Origin of the sequence: Neorhizobium galegae (assembly GCF_017877135.1) — a bacterium.
Taxonomy (GTDB): Bacteria; Pseudomonadota; Alphaproteobacteria; order Rhizobiales; family Rhizobiaceae; genus Neorhizobium; species Neorhizobium galegae_A.
On the sequence record NZ_JAGIPH010000002.1, the window covers coordinates 1 to 23,306 of the forward strand.

Sequence of the window (23,306 nt, forward strand, 5' to 3'; positions counted from 1 at the left end):
CGGGCATCCTCTCGCCAAGCTTTGCCGCGAGTACGGTGAGCTACACGGCCTCGGTGCCCAACACGACGACGTCGATCACCGTGACGCCGACGGTGACGGACGCCAATGCGACGGTGACGGTGAACAATGTTCCCGTCACCTCCGGCACGGCGTCGGGCGCGATCAGCCTGTCGGTCGGCACCAATACGATCACCACGGTGGTGACGGCCGAAGATGGCAGCACGACGAAGACCTATACGGTGGTGGTGACACGGGCAGCACCGGCCTCGACGGATGCGACGCTGTCGGCGCTGTCCTTGTCGTCGGGCACGCTGTCGCCAGGCTTTGCAGCCAATACGGTGAACTACACGGCCTCGGTGCCCAACACGACGACGTCGATCACCGTGACGCCGACGGTGACGGACGCCAATGCGACGGTGACGGTGAACAACGTTCCCGTCACCTCCGGCACGGCGTCGGGCTCGATCAGCCTTTCCGTCGGCACCAATACGATCACCACGGTGGTGACGGCCGAAGATGGCAGCACGACGAAGACCTATACGGTGGTCGTCACACGGGCAGCACCCGCCTCGACAGATGCGACGCTGTCGGCGCTGTCTCTGTCGTCCGGCACGCTCTCGCCAAGCTTTGCCGCGAGTACGGTGAGCTACACGGCCTCGGTGCCCAATACGACGACGTCGATCACCGTGACGCCGACGGTGACGGACGCCAATGCGACGGTGACGGTGAACAACGTTCCCGTCACCTCCGGCACGGCGTCGGGCTCGATCAGCCTTTCCGTCGGCACCAATACGATCACCACGGTGGTGACGGCCGAAGATGGCAGCACGACGAAGACCTATACGGTGGTCGTGACACGGGCAGCACCCGCCTCGACGGATGCGACGCTGTCGGCGCTGTCTCTGTCGTCCGGCACGCTGTCGCCAAGCTTTGCCGCGAGTACGGTCAGCTACACGGCCTCGGTGCCCAACACGACGACGTCGATCACCGTGACGCCGACGGTGACGGATGCCAATGCGAGGGTGACGGTGAACAACACCACGGTCACCTCCGGCACGGCGTCAGGCTCGATCAGCCTTTCCGTCGGCACCAATACGATCACCACGGTGGTGACGGCCGAGGATGGCAGCACGACGAAGACCTATACGGTGGTCGTGACACGGGCAGCACCGGCCTCGACAGATGCGACGCTGTCGGCGCTGTCTCTGTCGTCGGGCACGCTGTCGCCAAGCTTTGCCGCCAATACGGTCAGCTACACGGCCTCGGTGCCCAACACGACGACGTCGATCACCGTGACGCCGACGGTGACGGACGCCAATGCGAGGGTGACGGTGAACAACACCACGGTCACCTCCGGCACGGCGTCGGGCTCGATCAGCCTGTCGGTCGGCACCAATACGATCACCACGGTGGTGACGGCCGAAGATGGCAGCACGACGAAGACCTATACTGTGGTGGTCATACGCGCGGTTGCGCCGACCTTTGCCATTTCACCGGGCGCCGGTCCTCTGCCGGAGGCCATGGCCGGGGAGGACTATCATCAGGAGATCAGTGTCAGCGGTGGCGTTACACCACTGCTGTTCAGCATCTCGGCCGGGAGCCTGCCGGACGGCATGGTGCTCAACGTATCGACCGGTGCGCTGACCGGCCCGCTCGATAATGACACGGAAGGCGATTACAGCTTCACGGTGGCCGTGGAGGATGGCAATGGCGACACCACGACGGTCGCCTATACGCTGAAAGTGGTGGCAAGGGCGGTGACGGTTTCGGACAAGGTCGTCACGGTTGCGCCCGGAACGACGCCGGCGGATGTCTATCTGAACAGCGGCGCAACGGGCGGTCCGTTTACCGCTGCGGACCTGACCTTTGTCGAGCCGGCCAATGCCGGGACCGCCACCATCATTCAGGGGCAGGTGGCGCAGGCCGGGCCGGTCACGCCCGTCGGCTGGTATCTGCAGTTCACCCCCAATTTTTCCTATTCGGGCCAGGTGCGCGTCGGCTTCCGGCTGACGAGCGCGCTCGGCGTCTCCAACACCGGAACCGTGACCTATAATCTCGGCTATGATCCCGATTCGGTGGTGCAGGATATCGAGGGGCTGGTGCGCGGCTTCGTGCGCAGCCGCCAGAGCCTGATTGCCTCGACGCTCAACGTGCCGGGGCTTCTGGAACGGCGCCGCATGGCCACGGCGACAGATCCCATCACGATGCGCATGTCCCCCTCGCCAGACGGCATGACGCTCGGATTTTCGACCAGCCTGGCGCAGATCGAGGCAGCCCGCGATCATGCCGATGGGGTTGCCTCTGGCGATCTGCGGCCGTTCAACCTGTGGATCGATGGGGCGGTCATGGCGCATAACCGTGACGACAATGGCGACAAGTGGGGGCAATTCGCCATGATCTCCGTCGGGGCCGACTATCTGCTCAGCGAAAAAGCCTTGATCGGGCTGTCCTTCCACTATGACCACATGACCGACCCGAGCGACGAGGACGCCGAACTCACCGGCAATGGCTGGCTTGCCGGACCCTATGCGTCACTGGAACTGGGGCACGGCGTCTATTTCGATACCAGCGTGCTTTACGGCGGATCGTCCAACGACATCGATACGGCGTTCTGGGATGGTAAGTTCGACACCCGACGCTTCGTGTTCGATACGGCGCTGAAGGGGCAATGGGAGCTGGATAATGATGTGATCCTGAGCCCGAAGGCTCGGCTTCTCTATCTGTCGGAAAAGGTCGAAACCTATTCGGTTTCCAATGATCTGGGCGATGAGATCGGCTTGGACGGCTTTACCACGGAGCAGTTGCGGGCCAGCCTCGGTGCAGAGATTTCCCGCAATTTCACGCTGGACAGCGGTGCCCAGATGACGCCCGTTCTGGGCGCCAGCGTCGGCTTTTCCGGCCTCGACGGCGCCGGCGCCTTCGGAACGGTCTCGGCAGGCATGAGCCTGGAAACGGCCTCAAAAATGTCCGTCAACGCGCGCCTGCTGTTCACGATCGAAGGGGATGGCGATGTCGGCTTCGGTCTGCGGGTTGGGGCCGCCAGCCGCTTCTGAATGCAGTCCCGGCTTGCGGGCCCGGAGGGCAGAGGACAAAGGGCAAAGCCAGGGGGGAAAGGCAGGGGGTAAAGGGTAGGGCGATCCGGCCGGCGGCCGTGGTGCGGAAAGAGTTGTGTGCCCGCGGATCGGGAGGCCCGCCAAGGGGGTGCGGTCGCCCTTGGCAGCCGGCTCGGCAGTCCATCCCTCAGGATCGTGCGGCCGATGTCATGCCATAAGAGCGCAGACAGAGGCGGATGCAGACCGCCTCGGCCGCACCTCGGCAAAGGGATGTCCCGGTCCGGCTGCGGCTGTTCAGGCCGCCTGCGCCAGCACCGGCTGCATTAACGAAAGGCCGGCAAACAACTCCGCCGAGGCAAGACGCTTTTCGATGTCATGCACCGGCATGGAAATGATCAGCTCGTCTGCGCCGGTTTCGCTGAGGAAAGCGCCAAGCTTCTCTTCGATGGTCTTGGGCGAGCCGACGGCGGCAAAGCGCAGCGTGTGCTCGACATTGATGCGTTCCATGTCGGACCAGAAGCCGTCCATGCTGGCGAGCGGGCGCGGAAAACGGCCCCGCACATTGCGGCGCAGGTTGACGAACTGCTGCTGGGCCGAGGTGAACAGATGTGCGGCTTCGGCGTCCGTCTCCGCCGCCACGCCCATCACGCCGACCATCACATAGGGCTTTGCAAGCGTCGGCGACGGCTGGAAGCGCTCGCGGTAGATGGCGATCGCATCAAACAGCATGTCCGGCGCGAAATGCGAGGCAAAGGCGTAAGGCAGGCCCAGGGCTGCGGCCAGATGCGCGCTGTAGAGACTGGAGCCGAGCAGCCACACGGGCACGTTCGCTTCGGTTCCGGGCACCGCCAGGATCGCCTGCTCCTCGCTGGGCTTGCCGAGCAGCCGTTGAAGCTCGACGATGTCATGGGGAAAGTTTTCAGCGCCGGCATCGAGGTTGCGGCGAAGCGCGCGCGCCGTGCGCATGTCCGTGCCGGGGGCGCGGCCGAGACCAAGATCGACGCGACCGGGAAACAGCGCTTCCAGCGTGCCGAACTGTTCGGCAATCACCAGCGGCGAATGGTTCGGCAGCATCACGCCGCCGGATCCGATGCGAATGCGGCTGGTCGCTGCGCCGACATGGCCGATGACGATGGAGGTTGCGGCGCTCGCAATACCGGGCATGCCATGGTGCTCGGCAAGCCAGAGGCGGTTATAGCCGAGCGCCTCGGCCTTCTGTGCCAGCCGGCTGGACTGCTGCAGCGCATCGCGCACGGTTGCGCCTTCCGGAACGGGCGACAGGTCAAGGATGGAAAAGGGGATCATGAACTTCACTCTGCAAAGGGTGGATCGTGCTTTCCCTTCATTTAGGCAGGACGGGCACCGTTTCTAAGGGCGGGCGATCGAATTCGCTCGCTCGGCGGTGATTTATACCAAGTGTCGATGATAGAAACCTATAGGACAGGCTTATCGAGTTTTCTGGCTAGGAGGGGTTTGCAGAGCGATGCTTTCGCATCGGTCAAGAACCTCGACAACGCCAGAAAGCTCGATAAGCCTGCCGACAGTGGGTCACGACCGGTCCCTGCCGTCGTTGCGGCGCTTGCCCGATGCGACAGCATCGCGCTGCACACCGCGCCTAGCCAGAAACCGGTCGTGACCCATCCTATAGGTTCCTATCATCGACACTTGGTATCAGGAAAGGGCGATCCCCGCCGCGGCAATATGCGGCGAGGATCGGGAGAGACGGGACGACCGGTGCGTCAGGTGACGCAGCGCAGGTTTGGGCGCATGCCCCGCAGGCTGCCGGACGGTTCGCCGGATGCGTCGAGCGAAAACAGCGAGAGCCGGGTATCGGCCGAGCCTGCCTCGGTCATGATGCGAATGAGGGCGGTTTCGGTAGCCTCGGCCATCGAACGGGCGCGGCAGAGAACGGTTTCGCTCTCGCCAACGGCCGTCTGGGCCAGCGAAAGCCGCTGGCTCTCCAGATCGACATTGCGCGACAGGCGCTCAGCCGCCGGTGCAAGCTCTGCAAGCGCCCCGCTCAGCGTCTCGGTTTCGCGCTTCAGGGGAGCGAGCGCCTGCAGCGCATCGTTAAGATGCGTGCCGGTCTCATGGCTTTGCAGCATCAGGCCGCGCGCCGTCTCGGTGCACTCTTCGGCGAACTGGCGCACGAGAAGGGCAAGGGCGGCCCGGTCGGACACATCATGGGGTGCCGCATCTGCATCCGGCATGCGCTGGCGCTCGCCAAGATCGGCGGCAAGGCTTTCTGCGCGAATTGCAAGCGTGCCGACCTGGTCGACCAGGCCCCGCATCCGCTGCATGGACAGATGCGCGGCTGTGGTCGCGGCGTGACCATCGGCTGCCATGTCCTGCAGGCGGGCATTGCTGTTGGCGGCCTTGGCGGAATGGCGCGAGACGCTTGCGGCGTCTTCGCCGCGCAGCCGCGTTGCCCGCTGCATGATCTCGATGGAGCCGTGGGTTTTCTGCAGCGCGGGCAGGGCGGCCGACAGCCGCTCTGCAATCACCGCCATGTCGGCCTGGCTGGAGCGCGCCTGTTCGCGGATCGCTCCGACGCTGCCGGCCACCACCGACAGGTTGAGGTTCAGCATGGAGGCGAGCCGGTTGAAACGCACACGAAGACCCTCAAGCGCATCCGGAAACGGCTGCGGCAGCGCGCTCGCAAGATCGCCGTTGGACAACCGGCGCAACCCGTCTTCCAGGTGGGAAAGCGGCACGGCGTGCTGCTCATCCTGTGCGTGGATCCGCGTCTTCATCTGTGCCATGGCGCGCGCAACGGCGCCCAGATGGTCCTTGCGGGCACGGTCGGCGATGTCTGCCGGGCTGTCGCCGGCATTCCAGTCGCCGGCATGGCGTGCAAGCCGCGCAAGCGGATCGCCCAGTTTAAAGGCAAGCGTTACGACCGCCGCGCCTGCGGCCATGGCCGCTGCAATGCTGAAGCCCAGGATCTCTGGCGAGACGTGAAACGCCTTGATGGCGATCAGGTTTACCGCAACGAGATTGAACGTGACGAAAAGAAGGATCGCCTCGATCGGCCTGTTCTTCAAGCGGGTGAACATCATCATGATGGACCTCCAATCTTGTTGTGAGCAATCACCTAATGTGATTCGGCCGATACTGTTGCCGAACTTGCGGCGCTTGTGTGCGGAATGAAAGGCTATCATTAACGGAGAGTTAAGGCCCGTCCGTTACCTGTTCTGTTTTTGTTCGAATTGCCGCTGGCAAATAGACGATGTGGCGCATTAGGATACAGGCCATGACACAGACGATTCGCATTATTGGCATCGATCCGGGCCTTCGCCGCACCGGCTGGGGCGTCATCGAGACGCTCGGCAACAGCCTGCGCTTTGTCGCCTCCGGCACGGTCACCTCCGATGGCGACATGGATCTGGCCTCGCGGCTTTGCCAGCTGCACGACGGTCTTGCCGAGGTGGTGCACGCCTTTCAGCCGGATGAGGCCGCCGTCGAGCAGACATTCGTCAACAAGGATGCGGTCGCCACCCTGAAGCTTGGTCAGGCGCGCGGCGTCGTCATGCTGGTGCCGGCGCGTGCCGGCTTGCCGGTTGCCGAATATGCGCCGAACGCCGTCAAGAAGGCGGTCATCGGCGTTGGTCACGGCGAAAAGCAGCAGATCCACATGATGCTGAAGATCCTGATGCCGAAGGCCGAATTCAAGGGCAATGATGCGGCGGACGCATTGGCGATCGCCATCTGCCACGCCCATAACCGCGGCGGCCATCGCATGCGTCAGATCCTTGCTTCTGCCTGAGAGTCGGTGAGTTTGTTCTTGACTTGTTCCGGCATCAGCCCTAGCGCTGGAGCACAAGGCTTCAGCAGCGCTTGTGATGAAAAACCCCGTGGCGGACCTTCACCATGATCGGCAAGCTCAAAGGCACCATTGACGAAATCGGCGACGATCACGTGCTCGTGGATGTGCATGGTGTCTGCTATGTGGCGCATTGTTCGTCGCGGACGCTGTCGCGCATCGGGTCCGTCGGCGAGGCGGTGGTACTGTTCATCGAGACCTATGTGCGCGAGGACCAGTTGAAGCTGTTCGGCTTCATGAGCGCGCTGGAACGGGAGTGGTTCAACCTGTTGCAGAGCGTGCAAGGGGTGGGCGCCAAAGTGGCGCTTGCGGTGCTTTCCACGCTCACGCCCTCCGAGCTTGCCAATGCCATTGCGCTGCAGGACAAGGCGGCGATTTCGCGCGCGCCGGGCGTTGGCCCGAAGGTTGCGGTGCGCATCGTCACGGAACTGAAGAACAAGGCGCCCGCCTTTGCCGGCGAGGCCGGGGTCAATATCGGCCTCAAGCAGGAACTCGGGGAGGGCGTTGCGTCTGCGCCGGTGTCCGATGCAGTCTCGGCCCTCACCAATCTCGGTTACTCGCGCGACCAGGCGGCCAATGCCGTTGCCGCAGCGCTGAAGAATGGCGGCGAGGGCGCCGACAGCGCCAAGCTGATCCGGCTCGGGCTGAAGGAGCTTTCGCGCTGAGGCGATTGCCAACAGAGGTCTTCCTTACTATCGTGAGATCGTAAGGCGAGCGGAGGTTGCCATGGGCTCTCATGTCACCATCACATCGAAGGGGCAGATGACGATCCCCAAGCATCTGCGCGAGCAGTTGAACGTCAAGCCCGGTGACAAGTGCTACGCATGGGTCCGCGATGGCGAGATGATCATCGTGCCTCGCAACAGACCTCTGTCTGAACTCGCAGGTGTGCTTGGTGAGCCGCCATCCAGGGCTGTCGCCGCGGACCAGACGATGGATGAGGCTGTGATGGATGAAGCGGTCGAGCGGTTTCGTCACGCCGCGGGTGGCGATGTATGACGAAGAGGCTGGGTATCGACACGAATGTGCTGTTGCGCATGGCGGTGGGTGATGATGGCAGTCAGGCCGCCACCGTGAACAGTTTGCTCGCCCGGCTGGGGGAGGACGAGGTGTTATACGTCAATATTTCCGTTCTTCTGGAGGCCGGGTGGGTCTTGCGGCGCCTGTACCGCTATCCGCGCGAGGACGTGCTTGCCTTCCTGCAGGCGGTGCTGGAACGACGTGAAATCGAGGTGGCGGATTATGAAGCAGTTGGCAATGCGCTGCATCTCTGCCGCAGCGTGAATGTCGATTTTGCCGATGCCTTGCTCAGCGAAATGAACCGGTTGTCGGGCTGTCGAGTGACAATGACCTTCGACCAAAAAGCCGCGGCCCGCGTGCCTGGAATGGAACTGCTTGCATGACCCTCCCCAACTCCATCCTGTCGCCGGAAAAGAAGGGGGAAGACCTCGATGTGGCGCTGCGCCCGCAGACGCTGGACGAGTTTACCGGCCAGGCCGAGGCGCGTGCCAATCTGAAGATTTTCATCGAGGCGGCAAAGAACCGCGGCGAGGCGCTGGACCATGTGCTGTTCGTCGGTCCGCCCGGCCTTGGCAAGACGACGCTCGCCCAGATCATGGCCAAGGAACTCGGCGTCAATTTCCGCTCCACCTCCGGCCCGGTGATTGCAAAGGCTGGCGATCTGGCGGCACTTCTCACCAATCTGGAAGATCGCGATGTTTTGTTCATCGACGAGATCCATCGCCTCAACCCGGCGGTCGAGGAAATTCTCTATCCGGCCATGGAGGATTTTCAGCTCGACCTGATCATCGGGGAGGGGCCGGCGGCGCGCTCGGTGAAGATCGACCTGTCGAAATTCACGCTGGTGGCGGCCACCACGCGACTTGGCCTTTTGACGACGCCGCTGCGTGACCGTTTCGGCATTCCGGTGCGCCTGAATTTCTATACGGTCGAGGAACTGGAACTCATTGTCCGGCGGGGTGCGCGGCTGATGGGCCTTGGCATCACCGAAGATGGCGCCCGCGAAATTGCCCGCCGTGCCCGTGGCACGCCCCGTATCGCCGGCCGTCTCCTTCGGCGCGTCCGCGATTTCGCCGAAGTGGCGCGCGCGGAGGCGGTCACCCGCCAGATCGCCGACGAGGCGCTGACGCGGCTCAATGTCGACAACATGGGCCTCGACCAACTGGACAAACGCTATCTTTCGATGATTGCCGTCAATTTTGCAGGCGGGCCTGTCGGCATCGAAACCATCGCGGCAGGTCTCTCGGAGCCGCGCGATGCCATCGAAGATATCATCGAGCCCTACATGATCCAGCAAGGCTTTATCCAGCGCACCCCGCGGGGTCGGGTGCTGACGGCAACCGCCTGGAAACATCTCGGCCTGCAGCCGCCGAAGGATCTGGAAGCGGCCCAGTTTCGTCTCAGCCTTGAGGACGAATAGCGCCATGACCCGCGTCCGCATCAAGACCAAGCCGAAGCGCACCTTTCAGATGCGGGTCGCAGGGCTTGGATTCCGCAATGACCATGTGCTCGTCCACCGCGCCACCCACGAAAAATTCTGGACCTTTCCGGGCGGCGGCGCGGAAATCGGCGAGACGTCCGAGGAAACGCTGAAGCGCGAAATGGTCGAGGAACTGGGTGTCCACGTCACTGTCGATCGCATGCTGTGGATCGTCGAGAACTTCTTTCACTATGAAGGCCGCGATTGGCACGAGCTTGGCATCTATTACCGGATGAGCGTACCGGAAAGCTTTCCCTTCGCGCCGGACGGCATCGTGCACCGCATCCGCGATGGCGATAACGATCTGGAATTCAAATGGGTGGAGGCGACGGCAAGCGCCCTGAAGGCGCTTGATATCCCGCCCTATTTCATCGCCGACGAGATCGAAAATCTGCCGGAGGCGCCGCGACATCTCATCTGGGACGACCGCAATCTCGACGCAAAATCCTGATTGTCCGCGGTCCGTGCGCACTGGCCATCAGCCGGAACTGCCGCTAGAACGGCCGCGACCAACTGGATGTCGATGGGAATGTTTTGATGGACCAGATAAGTGTTTGCCTTGCCGGGGAACTGATCGAGGGCGCCCATCGCCTCGTTCAGCGGGTCTATTACGAGGACACGGATTTTTCCGGCCTTGTGTATCACGCCCGCTATCTGCATTTCCTTGAGCGCGGCCGCACCGATTACCTGCGCTGCCTCGGCTGCGAGCAGAGTGCACTGCTGTCGGTCGATGACGAAGGGCTGGTGTTCGTGGTTCACCGCATGGAGATCGATTTCAAGGCACCGGCGCGCATGGATGATGTCCTCGTCATCCACACCCGCACGGAAAAGGCGGGTGGCGCCAAGATGGTGCTGGTGCAGGAGATCCGCCGCGGCGACACGCTTCTCATTGCTGCGCGCGTGATCATCGCCGTCATCAATCGCGTGGGTCGTCCAAGACGCCTGCCGGACAGTCTAGCCGAGGCCTTCCGCCCGGCGTGACGCGATCATCTTCCCGCCACTGTAACACATTCTTAACGATAATATTGTCTTACTGGCGCTCATGGAATTGTGCGCTGCACGCCTTCGTTTAACCAAAATTGAAGGCGAGAAGGCCTCAGATACCTCAAGGTAAACGGGCATTTCAGCGCTTGCGCGCATTCAAATACTGCGCTTGCGAACCGGCTCGTTGTTGACGTGCCGGGCGATTGGATTCGGGGATAGTGGATAGATGGAACACGCGGATTTGGCTGCGGCCGCAGGCTCGGTAAGCCTCCTGTCGCTCTTCATGCAGGCCGGTCTGATCGTCAAGCTGGTCATGCTTGGCCTTATGGGTGCCTCGGTCTGGACCTGGGCAATCGTCATCGACAAATATATGAGCTTCACCAAGGCCAAGCGCCAGTTCGACCAGTTCGAACAGGTGTTCTGGTCGGGCCAGTCGCTGGAAGAGCTGTACCGCACGCTGGCGGAACGCCAGAACACCGGTCTTGCCGCCATCTTCGTGGCAGCGATGCGCGAGTGGAAGAAGAGTTTCGAGCGGGGTGCCCGCTCGCCGATCGGCCTTCAGATGCGCATCGACCGCGCCATGGACGTGACGATTGCCCGTGAGGGCGAGGTGTTTGAGGCGCGCCTCGGTTCGCTTGCCACCATCGGCTCTGCCGGTCCCTTCATCGGTCTTTTCGGCACCGTGGTCGGTATCATGACCTCGTTCCAGGCCATTGCTGGGTCGAAATCGACCAATCTAGCCGTCGTTGCCCCCGGTATCGCCGAAGCGCTGCTGGCAACGGCCATCGGTCTCGTCGCCGCTATCCCAGCCGTCATGGCCTATAACAAGTTCATGGGCGATGCCGGCAAGCTGTCGGCGCGCATGGAAGGCTTCGCCGACGAATTTTCCGCCATTCTTTCGCGCCAGATCGATGAGAAACTGCAGCCGCGTCAGGCTGCACAGTAAGCGTGACGCGCAGGAGTAGATGATATGGGTATGTCGGCAGGCGGAGGCAAAGGCTCAGGCGGTGGTCGCGGCGGCCGTCGTCGTGGCGGTCGCGGTCGCGGCGGTGCCATCAGCGAAATCAACGTAACGCCGCTCGTCGACGTCATGCTCGTGCTGCTCATCATCTTCATGGTGGCGGCTCCGATGATGACGGTCGGCGTGCCGATCGATCTGCCGCAGACGCAGGCGAAGGCGATGAATTCCGATACGCAGCCGATCACCATCTCGGTCAATCCGGCCGGTGAGATCTATCTGCAGGAAAGCGCCATTCCGCTTGAGGAAGTGGTGCCGAAGCTCGAGGCGATTGCCACGACCGGTTATAACGAGCGGATTTATGTGCGTGGCGATACGGCCGCGGCCTATGGCGTGGTCATGAAGGTCATGGCGCGCATTTCTGCAGCAGGTTTCAAGAACATCGGTCTTGTGACGCTGCAGGAACAGGAGAAGTGATCGTTTTTCGATGAAGACGAGCCTTGGTACATCGCTGGTTCTGCACACGCTGGTTTTGACCTGGGCGCTCTTTTCGCTGAGCGCGCCGGCGGCGTTGAACGTTGCCGATGTGGAAGCGCTGCCTGTCGATATCGTGCCGGTGGAATCGATCACCCAGATCCAGCAGGGTGACAAGAAGGCGCCTCTGGCCGAAAAGGCAGCGCCGACGCCGACGAAACGGCCCGACATCGTCGAGCATGCCGAAAACGCCGGCGACAACGATGTCGACCTGAAGAACCCGCCGACGCCGGTGAAGAAACCCGTCCAGACGGAAACCGCCGCCGCGCCCGAAAAGGCCGAAAAGCCGCTGCCGAAGCCGACGCCCGAGACCAACAAGGTCAAGGATGTCGTGCCGGAGGAAACCGCGCCGAAACCGCAGGAAGTAGCCGCTCTGCCGCAACCCAAGCCGGAGCCGACGCCGCCGACGCCTGAACCGACGCCCAAGCCCGATGCCAAGCCTGCTGAACAGCAGGCCGAAGAGATCCCGCTGCCGGACAGCGTGCCGGTGCCTGCCGCGCGCCCGCGTCCGGAACTGCCCAAGCCCGCCGAAGCCAAGCCGGAAGAGAAGCCGGAGCCGAAGAAGACCGAAACGGCCAAGGCTGCTGAAAAGACGCCGGACAAGAAGGTGGCGGACAAGAAGCAGGAAACGGCCAAGTCCGCGTCGTCCAAGCAGAGCGATTTCAATGCCGACGAGATTGCCTCGCTGCTCAACAAGCAGGATGCGGCAGGCGGAGGCGCCAAGCGCTCGGCCCAGCCGGCAGCACTCGGCGGCAAGAAGACCACAAGCGGCTCCTCGCTCAGCCAGAGCGAAATGGATGCCTTGAAGGGGCAGATCCAGAACAACTGGTCGGTGATTGCCGGGATCGAGGGCGCTCAGGGCATGGTGATCACCGTGACCATGAAGCTTGACGAGTCCGGCGCCATTATCGGCCGACCGCAAGTCAGTACCACTGGCGGATCGGAGAGCGCCCGTCGCATGCTGGAGGGCAGCGCGCTTCGCGCCGTCATGCGCTCCTCGCCGTTCAAGAACCTTCCCGCCGACAAATACGACTCCTGGAGCGAAGTTGTCGTCAACTTCGATCCAAGCGAACTGCTTTGAAAGGCTATGTTATCATGATGAAACGGACTTTCATCCGTGTGCTTGTTGCATTGGCCGGGATGACCGTGATGTTCACGGCCCCGGCACAGGCCCGCGTTGAAATCAATATCAACCGGGGCAATGTCGAGCCGCTGCCGATTGCGGTCACCGACTTTCTCTCCGGCAACGAACTGGGGCCGCAGATCTCCGCGGTGATCGCCGCAGACTTGCAGCGGTCCGGACTGTTTGCTCCGGTCAATCGCAGCGCGTTCATCGAAAAGATCACCGATCCCAACAAGGCTCCGCGCTTTGACGACTGGAAGGTCATCAATGCGCAAGCCCTGGTGACGGGTCGCGTCACGCGCGAAAACGACGGCCGCCTGCGCGCCGAGTTTCGCCTGTGGGACACCTATGCCGGTTCGCAGATGACTGGCCAGCAGTTCTTTACGCAGCCGGAAAACTGGCGCCGCGTCGCCCATATCATCGCCGATGCGATCTACAAGCAGATCACCGGTGAAGACGGTTATTTCGATACCCGTGTCGTCTTCGTCTCGGAGAACGGTCCGAAGAATGCCCGTCAGCGTCAGCTGGCGATCATGGATCAGGACGGCTTCAACGTGCGCATGCTGACCAACGCCAAGGACATCGTGCTGACGCCGCGCTTCTCGCCGAACCGCCAGGAAGTCACCTACATGTCGTTCGAGGGCCAGCAGCCGCGCGTCTATCTGCTGCAGCTGGAAACCGGACAGCGTGAAGTGGTCGGCAATTTCCCCGGCATGACGTTTGCGCCGCGCTTTTCGCCGGATGGCCAGAAGGTCATCATGAGCCTGCAGCAGGACGGCAATGCCAACATCTATACGATGGACCTGCGGTCGCGCACAACGACCCGGCTCACCAACACGGCCGCCATCGACACGTCGCCCTCCTATTCGCCGGATGGTGCCCGCATCGTGTTCGAAAGTGATCGCGGCGGCCGCCAGCAGCTTTACGTCATGAACACCGACGGTTCGGGCCAGACCCGCATCTCCTTCGGCGACGGGTCCTATTCGACGCCGGTCTGGTCGCCGCGCGGCGATCTCATCGCCTTCACCAAGCAGTCGGGCGGCAAGTTCTCGATCGGCGTGATGAAGCCGGATGGTTCGGGCGAACGCATCCTGACGACGGGCTTCCACAATGAGGGTCCCACCTGGGCGCCGAATGGCCGCGTGCTGATGTTCTTCCGGCAGGCTGCCGGCGCCGGCGGTCCGCAACTCTATTCGATCGATCTGACCGGCTATAACGAACAGCTGGTCAAGACCCCGAGCTACGGCTCCGACCCGGCCTGGTCTCCGCTGCTCGAATAGCGCCTCTTGATGGCCGTGCATCGAAAGATGCACGGCCTTTCTGACTGAACGCCCTCAAGGTCAGCCGAGCGGGGCGTGACGGGTCCAGTCGACCGGACCTTATGGCCTCCTGCCACGGTGTCGCCGCAATCGGCTGAAATTGCGAAGAAATGTAGTTTGGTAGCGGATCGTTAACCATAATTGTTGAACTAGGGTTAACCAGAAACGGTTACGGTCTGGCAACGCTGAAATCTTGATCAAGGAGAGACCGGCCATGAGCCGCACGATTACCCCGGCGATGAGCCGCATGCAGAGCCTCGCACGCAACCCCGCTGTCATCGCGCTGACGCTGGCGCTGGCACTGGCCGGTTGCGCCAACAAGAAGAACATGCCCAACAGCGCCGGTGATCTGGGCCTCGGTGCCGGTGGTGCCGGTGCCGCAACGCCGGGCTCCAGCCAGGACTTCACGGTCAATGTCGGCGACCGCATCTTCTTCGACACCGATTCCACCTCGATCCGCGCCGATGCGCAGCAGACGCTTGACCGCCAGGCGCAGTGGCTGTCGCGCTATCCGCGCTACGCCATCACCATCGAAGGCCATGCTGACGAACGCGGCACGCGCGAATACAACCTTGCGCTCGGCGCCCGCCGTGCTGCAGCCACCCGCGATTACCTCGCCTCGCGCGGCGTACCGGCCAACCGCATGAAGACCATCTCCTACGGCAAGGAGCGCCCGGTCGCCGTCTGCGACGACATCTCGTGCTGGTCGCAGAACCGCCGCGCCGTTACCGTTCTCGGCGGCGCCGGCTCCTGATCGGACGCTCAGGCAACTAAAGAGGGCGGTCATTGGGCCGCCCTTTTCTTTTCTTGCCTTCGTTCATAGTTTGGCCGAACTTGCGTTCTCTTTTAAGGTTAACGCGATTGCTTTTTGCCGACATTTGGAAAACTCTGCTGGCGCCTTGAAGGGCACAGCTTAAGATAAAGCAGGACGAACGATATGAAGAAACTTGTCTTGGCAGCGATGCTGGGGCTTGCGGCAACGAGCGGGCAGGCTGGCGCCTTTTCCTTGTCCGAACTGGTTCCCGGTTCGGCGAGATCGGCGCCGTCGCCACGTCAGGCGGCAGAACGGCCGGTCATCCTGGCCCAGAGCAGCGGTGATGCCGTGCGCATCCAGCAGCTGGAGGAAGTCGTGCGCCAGTTGAACGGCCGCGTCGAGGAAATGAGCTTCCAGTTGCTGCAGATGCAGGAACAGATGCGCAAGACGCAGGCCGATAATGAATTCCGTTTCCAGGAGCTTGAAAAAAGCTCCGGCGGAGCTGCCCCGGCAACTCCCTCTGTCGCTGCCGCGCCGGCAGCCGGCTCAAAAAAAAACGATGAAATTGGCCGATTGATCGATCCGGGCGCGTCGTCCTCCCCGGCTGGCGCGTCTGATCTGCCCGGCTCCGTTGCATCGAACAAAACGACGGCTCCGGCCGAAACCACGCTCGGCTCCATCGAGATGGACAAGAATGGTGCGCCCGTGCGGGCCACGGCCAACAATACCGGACGCAATTCTTCGGCTCTGCCGGGCGTCGATCTCGGCTCGAAGCCTGCAACGCCGGATTCGACGAAGACGGCGTCGCTGGGCAACGAAAGCGATGCCTATCGGGCCGCTTATAACCATGTGCTTTCGGGCGACTATCCGCTCGCTGAAACCGAATTCAACGCCTATCTGCAGGCCTATCCGAGCAGCGCGCGCGCGGCGGATGCCAATTTCTGGCTGGGCGAAGCGCAGTTCTCGCAGGGCAAGTACAACGAATCGGCCAAAACCTTTCTCAACGCGCACCAGGCCTATGGCACCTCCACCAAGGCACCGGAAATGCTGCTGAAGCTCGGCATGTCGCTTGCCGCCCTGGATAACCGCGAAACCGCCTGCGCGACGCTTCGCGAAGTGCCCAAGCGTTACCCCAATGCCGCCCGCGCCGTGCTGGGCAAGGTGACGAGCGAGCAGAAGCGCCTGGGCTGCTGACAGTGGCGGCATCCGCCACCGCACATCCCACCCTCGTATCGCCCGAAGCGGCGATTGCCACCTTTCTGACGCGCCTTGAAAAACCCGCCCGCCTGCTGGTCGCCATTTCCGGCGGAAGCGACTCGACCGGCCTGCTGGTCGCGCTGCGCGAGGTTATCCTCAAAGCCTATCCGTCCGGCTCCATCGAACTTCTGGCCGTGACGGTCGATCATGCGCTGCGACCCAATTCCGCCGATGAAGCGCTCTGCGTCGCCAAACTCTGCCGCCAGCTTGTGATTCCCCATGTGATCCGCCGCTGGGACGGCGAAAAACCCGCAACCGGGCTCTCCGCTGCCGCGCGCGCCGCCCGTTACCGCCTGCTGTGCGACACGGCAGATGAATTCGGTGCAACGGCGATCCTCACCGGCCACACGCGGGACGATCAGATCGAGACGCTCGTCATGCGCGGCGCCCGCCTGCACGGCAAGCACGACTCTCTGGCGGATGCCGCCGCATGCGACACGTCGGAACCGTCGGCCGAATACCTGTTCAACCCCGGCCTTGCCGGGATGGCAAGTGCAGTCCTTGTCGAGGGACGGCACTGGCTTCTCAGACCCTTTCTGGATGTTCAGCGCGCCGATATCCGCCAGATGCTCCAGGCATCGGCCATCGGCTGGATCGATGATCCGTCGAATGTCGATCCGCGCTTCGAGCGCGCCCGCACGCGGCAGCGGCTGGCTGATGGAGGAGGGGATGGGCAAGCGCTGCTGCAATCCGCCACGCGAATCGGCGCCGAGAGGGCACGCCTCGGGGCGGAAGTCGCCGATCTGTTTGCCCGCCACCTGACGATCGAGGGATCTGTTCTCGCCCGCCTTCAGGCGCCGGCGCTGGACGCGGAACCGGCGGTGCTGCTGTGCGCGCTTTCAAATCTCACCGCCGTTCTCGGCGGACGGGCGCATGGGCCAGGGCGCGACAGCCTGAGACGCATCGCAGCCTTTGTCGGGGAAGGGGGGGCGGGTCGGCTGACGGCGGGTCGTGTCCTGTTCCAGCGGCACAGGCAGGCCCTTTTCATGACCCGCGAAAGCCGGGACCTGCCGCACGTGGCCGTGGTACATGGGCCGGAAATTCTCTGGGACGGTCGCTTTCGCATTCGAACATCCGCAGCGTGCGGCGTGGACGTGGGGCCCGGTGCGCCGGATCAGATGGCAGCGCAGGCGCGGTTTGCCGATGCCCCGCCGGCCATTGCGCTTGCAGCTTATCGCAGCCTGCCGCAACTGGAGCGGACGTTTCAGGGGGCTGACGCGGTGTTGATCAAGCCTGTCCTGCAGCCTTTCGACGCGTTCCTGCCGGCCTTTGACGTGGATATTGCCAATTCTTTGGCCATCGCGATGGGATTACGTGTATTTGCGCCATTACCATTTAACGTTTTCGACCGTAAAAGGTGATCGGCGGGTCGTGTTGCCTTGGCAAGGCCCCGCGGCAATCCTATGTTAAGCGACAAGTAAGGCGGCTGCCGATGAGCGAGCCGTCATTGTCCGGGGAGTTCGATGAACCCAAACTTTCGTAATTTCGCCCTTTGGGCGATAATCGCCCTCTTGCTGATCGCCCTGTTCAGCATGTTCCAGTCGGCGCCGACGCAGACGAGCTCGCGGGAAGTTCCATACTCGCAGTTCCTGCGCGATGTGGATGCGGGACGTGTGCGCGACGTGGTCGTGACCGGCAATCGCGTTCTCGGCACCTATGCCGAGAACGGGACGGGCTTTCAGACCTATTCGCCTGTCATCGATGATTCGCTGATGTCGCGTCTTCAGTCGAAGAACGTCACCATCGTGGCACGGCCCGAATCGGACGGCTCCTCGGGTTTTTTGAGCTACCTCGGCACGCTGTTGCCGATGCTGCTCATTCTGGGCGTCTGGCTGTTCTTCATGCGCCAGATGCAGGGTGGTTCGCGCGGTGCGATGGGCTTTGGCAAATCGAAGGCAAAGCTTCTCACCGAAGCGCATGGTCGCGTCACGTTTGACGATGTCGCCGGTGTCGACGAAGCCAAGCAGGATCTCGAGGAAATCGTCGAATTCCTGCGTGACCCACAGAAATTCCAGCGCCTCGGCGGCCGTATTCCGCGTGGCGTGCTGCTTGTCGGCCCTCCGGGTACGGGCAAGACGCTACTGGCGCGCTCGGTCGCTGGCGAAGCCAACGTGCCCTTCTTCACGATTTCCGGTTCGGACTTCGTCGAAATGTTCGTCGGCGTCGGCGCAAGCCGCGTGCGTGACATGTTCGAACAGGCCAAGAAGAATGCGCCCTGCATCATCTTCATCGACGAAATCGACGCCGTTGGCCGTCATCGTGGCGCAGGCCTTGGCGGTGGCAATGACGAACGTGAACAGACGCTCAACCAGCTGCTGGTCGAGATGGACGGCTTCGAGGCGAACGAAGGCATCATCCTGATTGCCGCCACGAACCGCCCGGACGTTCTCGACCCGGCGCTGCTGCGTCCCGGCCGCTTCGACCGTCAGGTCGTTGTGCCGAACCCGGATATCGTCGGCCGCGAACGCATCCTCAAGGTGCATGCGCGCAACGTGCCGCTGGCACCGAATGTCGATCTGAAGGTTTTGGCGCGTGGTACGCCCGGCTTCTCCGGTGCTGACCTCATGAACCTCGTCAACGAGGCAGCGCTGATGGCGGCCCGCCGCAACAAGCGCGTCGTCACCATGGCGGAATTCGAAGACGCCAAGGACAAGATCATGATGGGCGCCGAACGTCGTTCGTCCGCCATGACCGAAGCCGAAAAGAAGCTGACCGCCTACCACGAAGCGGGCCATGCCATCACGGCACTGGAAGTGCCGGTGGCCGATCCGCTGCACAAGGCCACCATCATTCCGCGCGGCCGTGCACTCGGCATGGTCATGCAGCTGCCGGAAGGCGACCGCTATTCCATGAGCTACAAGTGGATGGTGTCGCGTCTCGTCATCATGATGGGCGGCCGCGTGGCGGAAGAGCTGACCTTCGGCAAGGAAAACATCACCTCGGGCGCTTCCTCCGATATCGAGCAGGCCACCAAGCTTGCCCGCGCCATGGTCACGCAGTGGGGCTTCTCCGACATCCTCGGTCAGGTCTCCTACGGCGAAAACCAGCAGGAAGTCTTCCTCGGTCATTCCGTGTCGCAGTCTAAGAACGTGTCGGAAGCCACTGCCCAGAAGATCGATACGGAAGTGCGCCGCCTGATCGACGAGGCCTATGCGGAAGCCCGCCGCATCCTTACCGAAAAGCACGACGAATTCGTCACGCTGGCGGAAGGTCTCCTGGAATACGAGACGCTGTCGGGCGAGGAAATCAAGGCGCTGATCAACGGTCAGAAGCCGTCGCGCGATCTGGGTGACGATGCGCCGCCGGCGCGTGGTTCGGCTGTTCCGAAGGCCGGCGCCAAGAAGGACGAGCCGAAGGGCGACGGCGAAGCGGAAGGCGGACTGGAACCCCAGCCGCACTAAAACGTCGCGCTGACCGTGGCCGAAATGAAAGGCTGCGCTATCTCTGTCGCATCAAGACCGTCCGGGCCTGCCCGGGCGGTCTTTCATCATCTGCCCTGCCGTATGCTTTACGCTTCGGTAACGGGATGTAATGGATTTTGACGGTAATTTAGGTGCCTGCCGGCACAAGGTATGGCATGAGCCAGCAGGAATGCGGTCCCGCCCTCACGATGAGGCGGGCATCTACCCCGAGACTGAAAGGCGCAAGGCAAACTGCGCCAGCCCCAAGGAGCACGCATGACACGCCGCTATTTTGGCACTGACGGTATTCGCGGACAGTCGAATGTTTTTCCGATGACGCCGGATCTTGCCATGCGGGTGGGCATCGCGGTCGGCACCATCTTCCGGCGTGGCAATCATCGCCATCGGGTGGTGATCGGCAAGGACACCCGCCTTTCGGGCTACATGCTGGAAAACGCGCTGGTGGCAGGCTTCACGGCCGCCGGTCTTGACGTCTTTCTGCTCGGGCCGATCCCGACGCCGGCCGTTGCCATGCTGACGCGCTCACTGCGCGCCGATATCGGTGTGATGATTTCGGCCTCGCACAATCCCTTTGCCGATAACGGCATCAAGCTCTTCGGTCCGGATGGCTACAAGCTGTCGGACGAGCTGGAGCAGGAGATCGAGGAGCTTCTCGACAAGGATCTCTATTCGCAGCTGGCTAAGCCCGACGAGATCGGCCGCGCCAAGCGCGTGGATGGCGACATCTATCGCTATATCGAATTCGTCAAGCGCACGCTGCCGCGCGATGTCACGCTGGCCGGCTTGCGGATTGCCATCGACTGCGCAAACGGTGCTGCCTACAAGGTTGCCCCCACGGCACTATGGGAGCTGGGCGCCGATGTGGTGACGATCGGCAACACGCCGAACGGCACCAATATCAACCTCGACTGCGGGTCCACCAGCCCGGACGCGCTGCGCAAGAAGGTGCATGAAGTGCGCGCCGATATCGGCATTGCGCTGGACGGCGATGCCGACCGCGTCATCATCGTCGACGAGCGCGGCGAGATCATCGATGGCGACCAGCTGATGGCCGTCATTGCCGAAAGCTGGGCCGATGACGAAAAACTGCGCGGCGGCGGGATCGTCGCCACCATCATGTCCAATCTCGGCCTTGAGCGGTTCCTCGGCAACAAGGGCCTCACGCTGGCCCGCACCAAGGTTGGTGACCGCTACGTGGTCGAGCATATGCGCCACCATGATTTCAACGTCGGCGGCGAACAGTCCGGCCATATCGTGCTGTCGGATTTCGGCACCACGGGGGATGGTCTTGTGGCCGCCCTTCAGGTGCTTGCCCGCGTCAAGCGGCTTGGCCAGCCGGTGAGCGAAGTCTGCCGCCGTTTCGAGCCGGTGCCGCAGCTTCTGCGCAATGTCCGCTTTGCCGGCGGCAAGCCGCTGGAGGATATCATCGTGCGCCAGGCCATCGACAGCGCCCAGGCCGAACTCGGTGGCCGCGGCCGTCTGGTGATTCGCCCCTCCGGCACGGAGCCGCTGATTCGCGTCATGGCCGAAGGCGATGACCGCGGCCAGATCGAGCGCATCGTCGGCGACCTCGTCGGCGTGATTTCCAATGTGCGCAGCGCCGCCTGAGCCTGTCTAACTGCTCTACCCGAGGCCCGCAGGAGCTTCTTCTGCGGGTTTTTTCATGCGCTGACGGATTCGGATTAACGATCAGTAAATGCCGAAAGGCTTTATTTTACAAATATTTATATTCTGTTAGGCTTAATTGCTCCTTTACCTTTTTGGTTAATGATCGCTCCAGATTTGAAGAACGACGCCATCTTGCGCGCGTGACGATTTTGGAATGCGGAGCCTGATTCCATGAGAAGAACCCTGTTCGGCGCTTTCGCCGTGATGCTTGCCGCTGGCGCATCCCATGCCGCCGATGTTGCCCAGCCGGCCATGGATCCTGTGCTGATGAATGCCCCGGAAGTGACCGTGCAGGAGGCCGCGACCGGCTGGTATCTGCGCGGCGATGCCGGCTATGCCTTCAAGGACATGAAGGGCGCGAAATTCTATCAGGGCGGGTCTTCCGCCTCCACGACGGATTTCTCCAGCGCCCACCTCAAGGACAGCTTTCTGCTCGGGGCAGGCGTCGGCTACCAGATCAACAGCGCGCTGCGCACCGATCTCACCTTCGATTACCTGAGCAGGAGCAAGTTCGAGGGCTCCACCCACGGCAGTGGCGCGGCCTTCGGCGCCTGCGTCGGAAACTGCACCTCCAGCGATATTTCCCATATGCGGGCCTACAGCCTGCTGGCCAACGCCTATGTCGATCTCGGTACCTTCGGATACGTGACGCCTTACGTCGGGGGCGGCCTTGGCGGCACCTATGTCAAATGGGACAAGCTGAAAAACACATCCTGCGCCGACAATGGCAGCGGCTGCGACAGCACCGTGGAGCACGGCGGCAAGGGCAGCTGGCGCTTCACCTATGCGCTGATGGCCGGTGCAACGGTCGATGTGACCTGCAACCTGAAGGCCGATATCGGCTATCGTTACCGCCATGTGGAAGGCGGAGACATGTTCGGTTTTGCCTCGAACGGCGGTCCGGGCTCCGACAAGGGGTTTGACGTGCACGAAGCCCGTGTTGGCGCGCGCTATCTGTTCGGCGGCTGCCCGCAGGCGTCCGTGGCCTATGACGAACCGCAGCCGCCGCTGGTCTACAAATAAGCTGCACCACTCTTCCGATAACAAAAGCCGCAACAAAAGCCGCCCCGGTTGCCCGAGGCGGCATTTCTGCTTGAAGACCGTCTTCCAACGCATGTCCGGCAAAAGTCCGGACTGCTAAAATCCCTTAGAACTCGCGCTTCAGCACCAGCCGGTCGAGCGACCAATGGCCCGCGCCGCAGGCGGCAAACAGGAAGGCGCCGCCGGTCCAGAACAGCGAGGCAAGCTCGGCCTTGGTCTGCACCTGTTCGAGGAATTTCGCACCGCCATCCATCAGGCGCACAGCCGCATTGGGCGTGAACAGGTCGCTGCCGGCTTTCAGCGCGGCAATGCCGCCATCCGTCAGCAGGGCGTGGCCGTAGGGGTGGGCGAAGTGGAACCAAAGCGTGATCGTCAGCATCACCGCATTGGCAAGTGCCACCGGGCGGGTGAGGAGCCCGAGCGCAATCATCAGGCCACCAAAGAACTGCATGGCAGCCAGCGTCGGCGACCAGATCCAACCCGGATAGAAGCCGAGATTTTCAACAAATCCCACCTGCGCCATGGGCGCCATGATCTTCGGATAGCCCTCGACCATCAGCATGCCGCCAATGGCGACGCGAAAGGCCGTGAAGGCGAAGGGCTGCGCGAAATGCTCGTAGAAGCCGGCAAGGAACGGCAGATAGAAATGGCTCTTTTCCTGCTGCTGCACGGGAGTATAGATGCTTTGCATGGCCATGATACAGGTCCTTGTTTTTGAATATGAATTGGTCATCGGACCGGAAAGCGGATACACGGTCCAGCGGGCGGAACGGCCAGGCGGAGCACTCATCTCCGCCGCATTCACAACCGATAGCCGATCATAATCGGCGTCGAACAAAACACGTTGATCCAGGTCAAGTTTTCGATGCG

At 62.4% G+C, this 23,306-nt stretch carries 21 protein-coding genes; 18 read left to right on the forward strand and 3 right to left on the reverse strand.

Annotated features, from left to right (window positions below; all coding sequences use genetic code 11):
- A partial coding sequence (locus J2858_RS07485) for a cadherin-like beta sandwich domain-containing protein (RefSeq protein WP_210104181.1) occupies positions 1-3,053 on the forward strand: 3,053 nt, incomplete at its 5' end.
- 294 nt (positions 3,054-3,347) lie between these two features.
- Here J2858_RS07485 and J2858_RS07490 read toward each other — a convergent pair.
- On the reverse strand, positions 3,348-4,358 hold the full coding sequence (locus J2858_RS07490; protein ID WP_210104182.1) for an LLM class flavin-dependent oxidoreductase: 1,011 nt from the start codon (positions 4,356-4,358) through the stop codon (positions 3,348-3,350).
- A gap of 434 nt (positions 4,359-4,792) precedes the next feature.
- Positions 4,793-6,115 carry a methyl-accepting chemotaxis protein gene (locus J2858_RS07495; protein ID WP_210104183.1) on the reverse strand — a complete coding sequence of 441 codons (1,323 nt, stop codon included), beginning with the start codon at positions 6,113-6,115 and terminating at the stop codon, positions 4,793-4,795.
- 191 nt (positions 6,116-6,306) lie between these two features.
- Here J2858_RS07495 and ruvC point away from each other — a divergent pair, with 191 nt between their 5' ends.
- The 17 genes from ruvC to J2858_RS07580 all read left to right on the forward strand — a co-directional run bounded on the left by ruvC (position 6,307) and on the right by J2858_RS07580 (position 22,418).
- Positions 6,307-6,819, forward strand: a complete 513-nt coding sequence (gene ruvC, locus J2858_RS07500; protein ID WP_210104184.1) for a crossover junction endodeoxyribonuclease RuvC — start codon at positions 6,307-6,309, stop codon at positions 6,817-6,819.
- Between the two features lie 104 nt (positions 6,820-6,923).
- Positions 6,924-7,541 (forward strand): Holliday junction branch migration protein RuvA, encoded by a 618-nt coding sequence (gene ruvA / locus J2858_RS07505; protein WP_210104185.1) that lies wholly within the window; start codon positions 6,924-6,926, stop codon positions 7,539-7,541.
- A 61-nt stretch (positions 7,542-7,602) separates the two neighbouring features.
- The gene (locus J2858_RS07510; RefSeq protein ID WP_210104186.1) at positions 7,603-7,875 is read left to right on the forward strand and encodes an AbrB/MazE/SpoVT family DNA-binding domain-containing protein; all 273 of its coding nucleotides are present in this window, start codon (positions 7,603-7,605) and stop codon (positions 7,873-7,875) included.
- The gene (locus J2858_RS07515; RefSeq protein WP_210104187.1) at positions 7,872-8,279 is read left to right on the forward strand and encodes a PIN domain-containing protein; all 408 of its coding nucleotides are present in this window, start codon (positions 7,872-7,874) and stop codon (positions 8,277-8,279) included. The genes J2858_RS07510 and J2858_RS07515 overlap by 4 nt, the downstream gene beginning before the upstream one ends.
- Positions 8,276-9,316 carry a Holliday junction branch migration DNA helicase RuvB gene (gene ruvB, locus J2858_RS07520; RefSeq protein WP_210104188.1) on the forward strand — a complete coding sequence of 347 codons (1,041 nt, stop codon included), beginning with the start codon at positions 8,276-8,278 and terminating at the stop codon, positions 9,314-9,316. The genes J2858_RS07515 and ruvB overlap by 4 nt, the downstream gene beginning before the upstream one ends.
- A 4-nt stretch (positions 9,317-9,320) precedes the next feature.
- Positions 9,321-9,827 (forward strand): NUDIX hydrolase, encoded by a 507-nt coding sequence (locus tag J2858_RS07525; protein WP_210104189.1) that lies wholly within the window; start codon positions 9,321-9,323, stop codon positions 9,825-9,827.
- Positions 9,828-9,913: 86 nt separating this feature from the next.
- Positions 9,914-10,357, forward strand: a complete 444-nt coding sequence (ybgC, locus tag J2858_RS07530; protein ID WP_210104190.1) for a tol-pal system-associated acyl-CoA thioesterase — start codon at positions 9,914-9,916, stop codon at positions 10,355-10,357.
- 229 nt (positions 10,358-10,586) lie between these two features.
- Entirely contained in the window at positions 10,587-11,306 is a 720-nt protein-coding gene (gene tolQ, locus J2858_RS07535) for a protein TolQ (RefSeq protein WP_210104191.1), read from the forward strand.
- Between the two features lie 24 nt (positions 11,307-11,330).
- On the forward strand, positions 11,331-11,795 hold the full coding sequence (gene tolR / locus J2858_RS07540; RefSeq protein ID WP_210104192.1) for a protein TolR: 465 nt from the start codon (positions 11,331-11,333) through the stop codon (positions 11,793-11,795).
- A 10-nt stretch (positions 11,796-11,805) separates the two neighbouring features.
- Entirely contained in the window at positions 11,806-12,933 is a 1,128-nt protein-coding gene (locus J2858_RS07545; protein WP_210104193.1) for a cell envelope integrity protein TolA, read from the forward strand.
- A 14-nt stretch (positions 12,934-12,947) separates the two neighbouring features.
- Positions 12,948-14,255: a Tol-Pal system beta propeller repeat protein TolB gene (gene tolB / locus J2858_RS07550; protein ID WP_210104194.1), complete on the forward strand. Its 1,308-nt coding sequence runs from the start codon at positions 12,948-12,950 to the stop codon at positions 14,253-14,255.
- Between the two features lie 253 nt (positions 14,256-14,508).
- Positions 14,509-15,048: a peptidoglycan-associated lipoprotein Pal gene (gene pal / locus J2858_RS07555; RefSeq protein ID WP_210104195.1), complete on the forward strand. Its 540-nt coding sequence runs from the start codon at positions 14,509-14,511 to the stop codon at positions 15,046-15,048.
- A gap of 183 nt (positions 15,049-15,231) precedes the next feature.
- Positions 15,232-16,242, forward strand: coding sequence for a tol-pal system protein YbgF (gene ybgF / locus J2858_RS07560; protein ID WP_210104196.1), 1,011 nt, complete (start codon positions 15,232-15,234; stop codon positions 16,240-16,242).
- 2 nt (positions 16,243-16,244) lie between these two features.
- Positions 16,245-17,666 carry a tRNA lysidine(34) synthetase TilS gene (gene tilS, locus J2858_RS07565; RefSeq protein ID WP_210104197.1) on the forward strand — a complete coding sequence of 474 codons (1,422 nt, stop codon included), beginning with the start codon at positions 16,245-16,247 and terminating at the stop codon, positions 17,664-17,666.
- A 102-nt stretch (positions 17,667-17,768) separates the two neighbouring features.
- A complete protein-coding gene (gene ftsH, locus J2858_RS07570; RefSeq protein ID WP_210104198.1) occupies positions 17,769-19,706 on the forward strand; it encodes an ATP-dependent zinc metalloprotease FtsH in 1,938 nt (645 codons plus the stop codon).
- Between the two features lie 276 nt (positions 19,707-19,982).
- Complete coding sequence (gene glmM, locus J2858_RS07575; protein ID WP_210104199.1) at positions 19,983-21,335, forward strand: phosphoglucosamine mutase; 1,353 nt, start codon at positions 19,983-19,985, stop codon at positions 21,333-21,335.
- Between the two features lie 231 nt (positions 21,336-21,566).
- Entirely contained in the window at positions 21,567-22,418 is an 852-nt protein-coding gene (locus J2858_RS07580) for an outer membrane protein (protein ID WP_210104200.1), read from the forward strand.
- A 124-nt stretch (positions 22,419-22,542) separates the two neighbouring features.
- Here the strand turns inward: J2858_RS07580 and J2858_RS07585 are convergent, their stop codons facing one another.
- Positions 22,543-23,133 carry a DoxX family protein gene (locus J2858_RS07585; protein WP_210104201.1) on the reverse strand — a complete coding sequence of 197 codons (591 nt, stop codon included), beginning with the start codon at positions 23,131-23,133 and terminating at the stop codon, positions 22,543-22,545.
- Positions 23,134-23,306 lie beyond the last annotated feature (173 nt).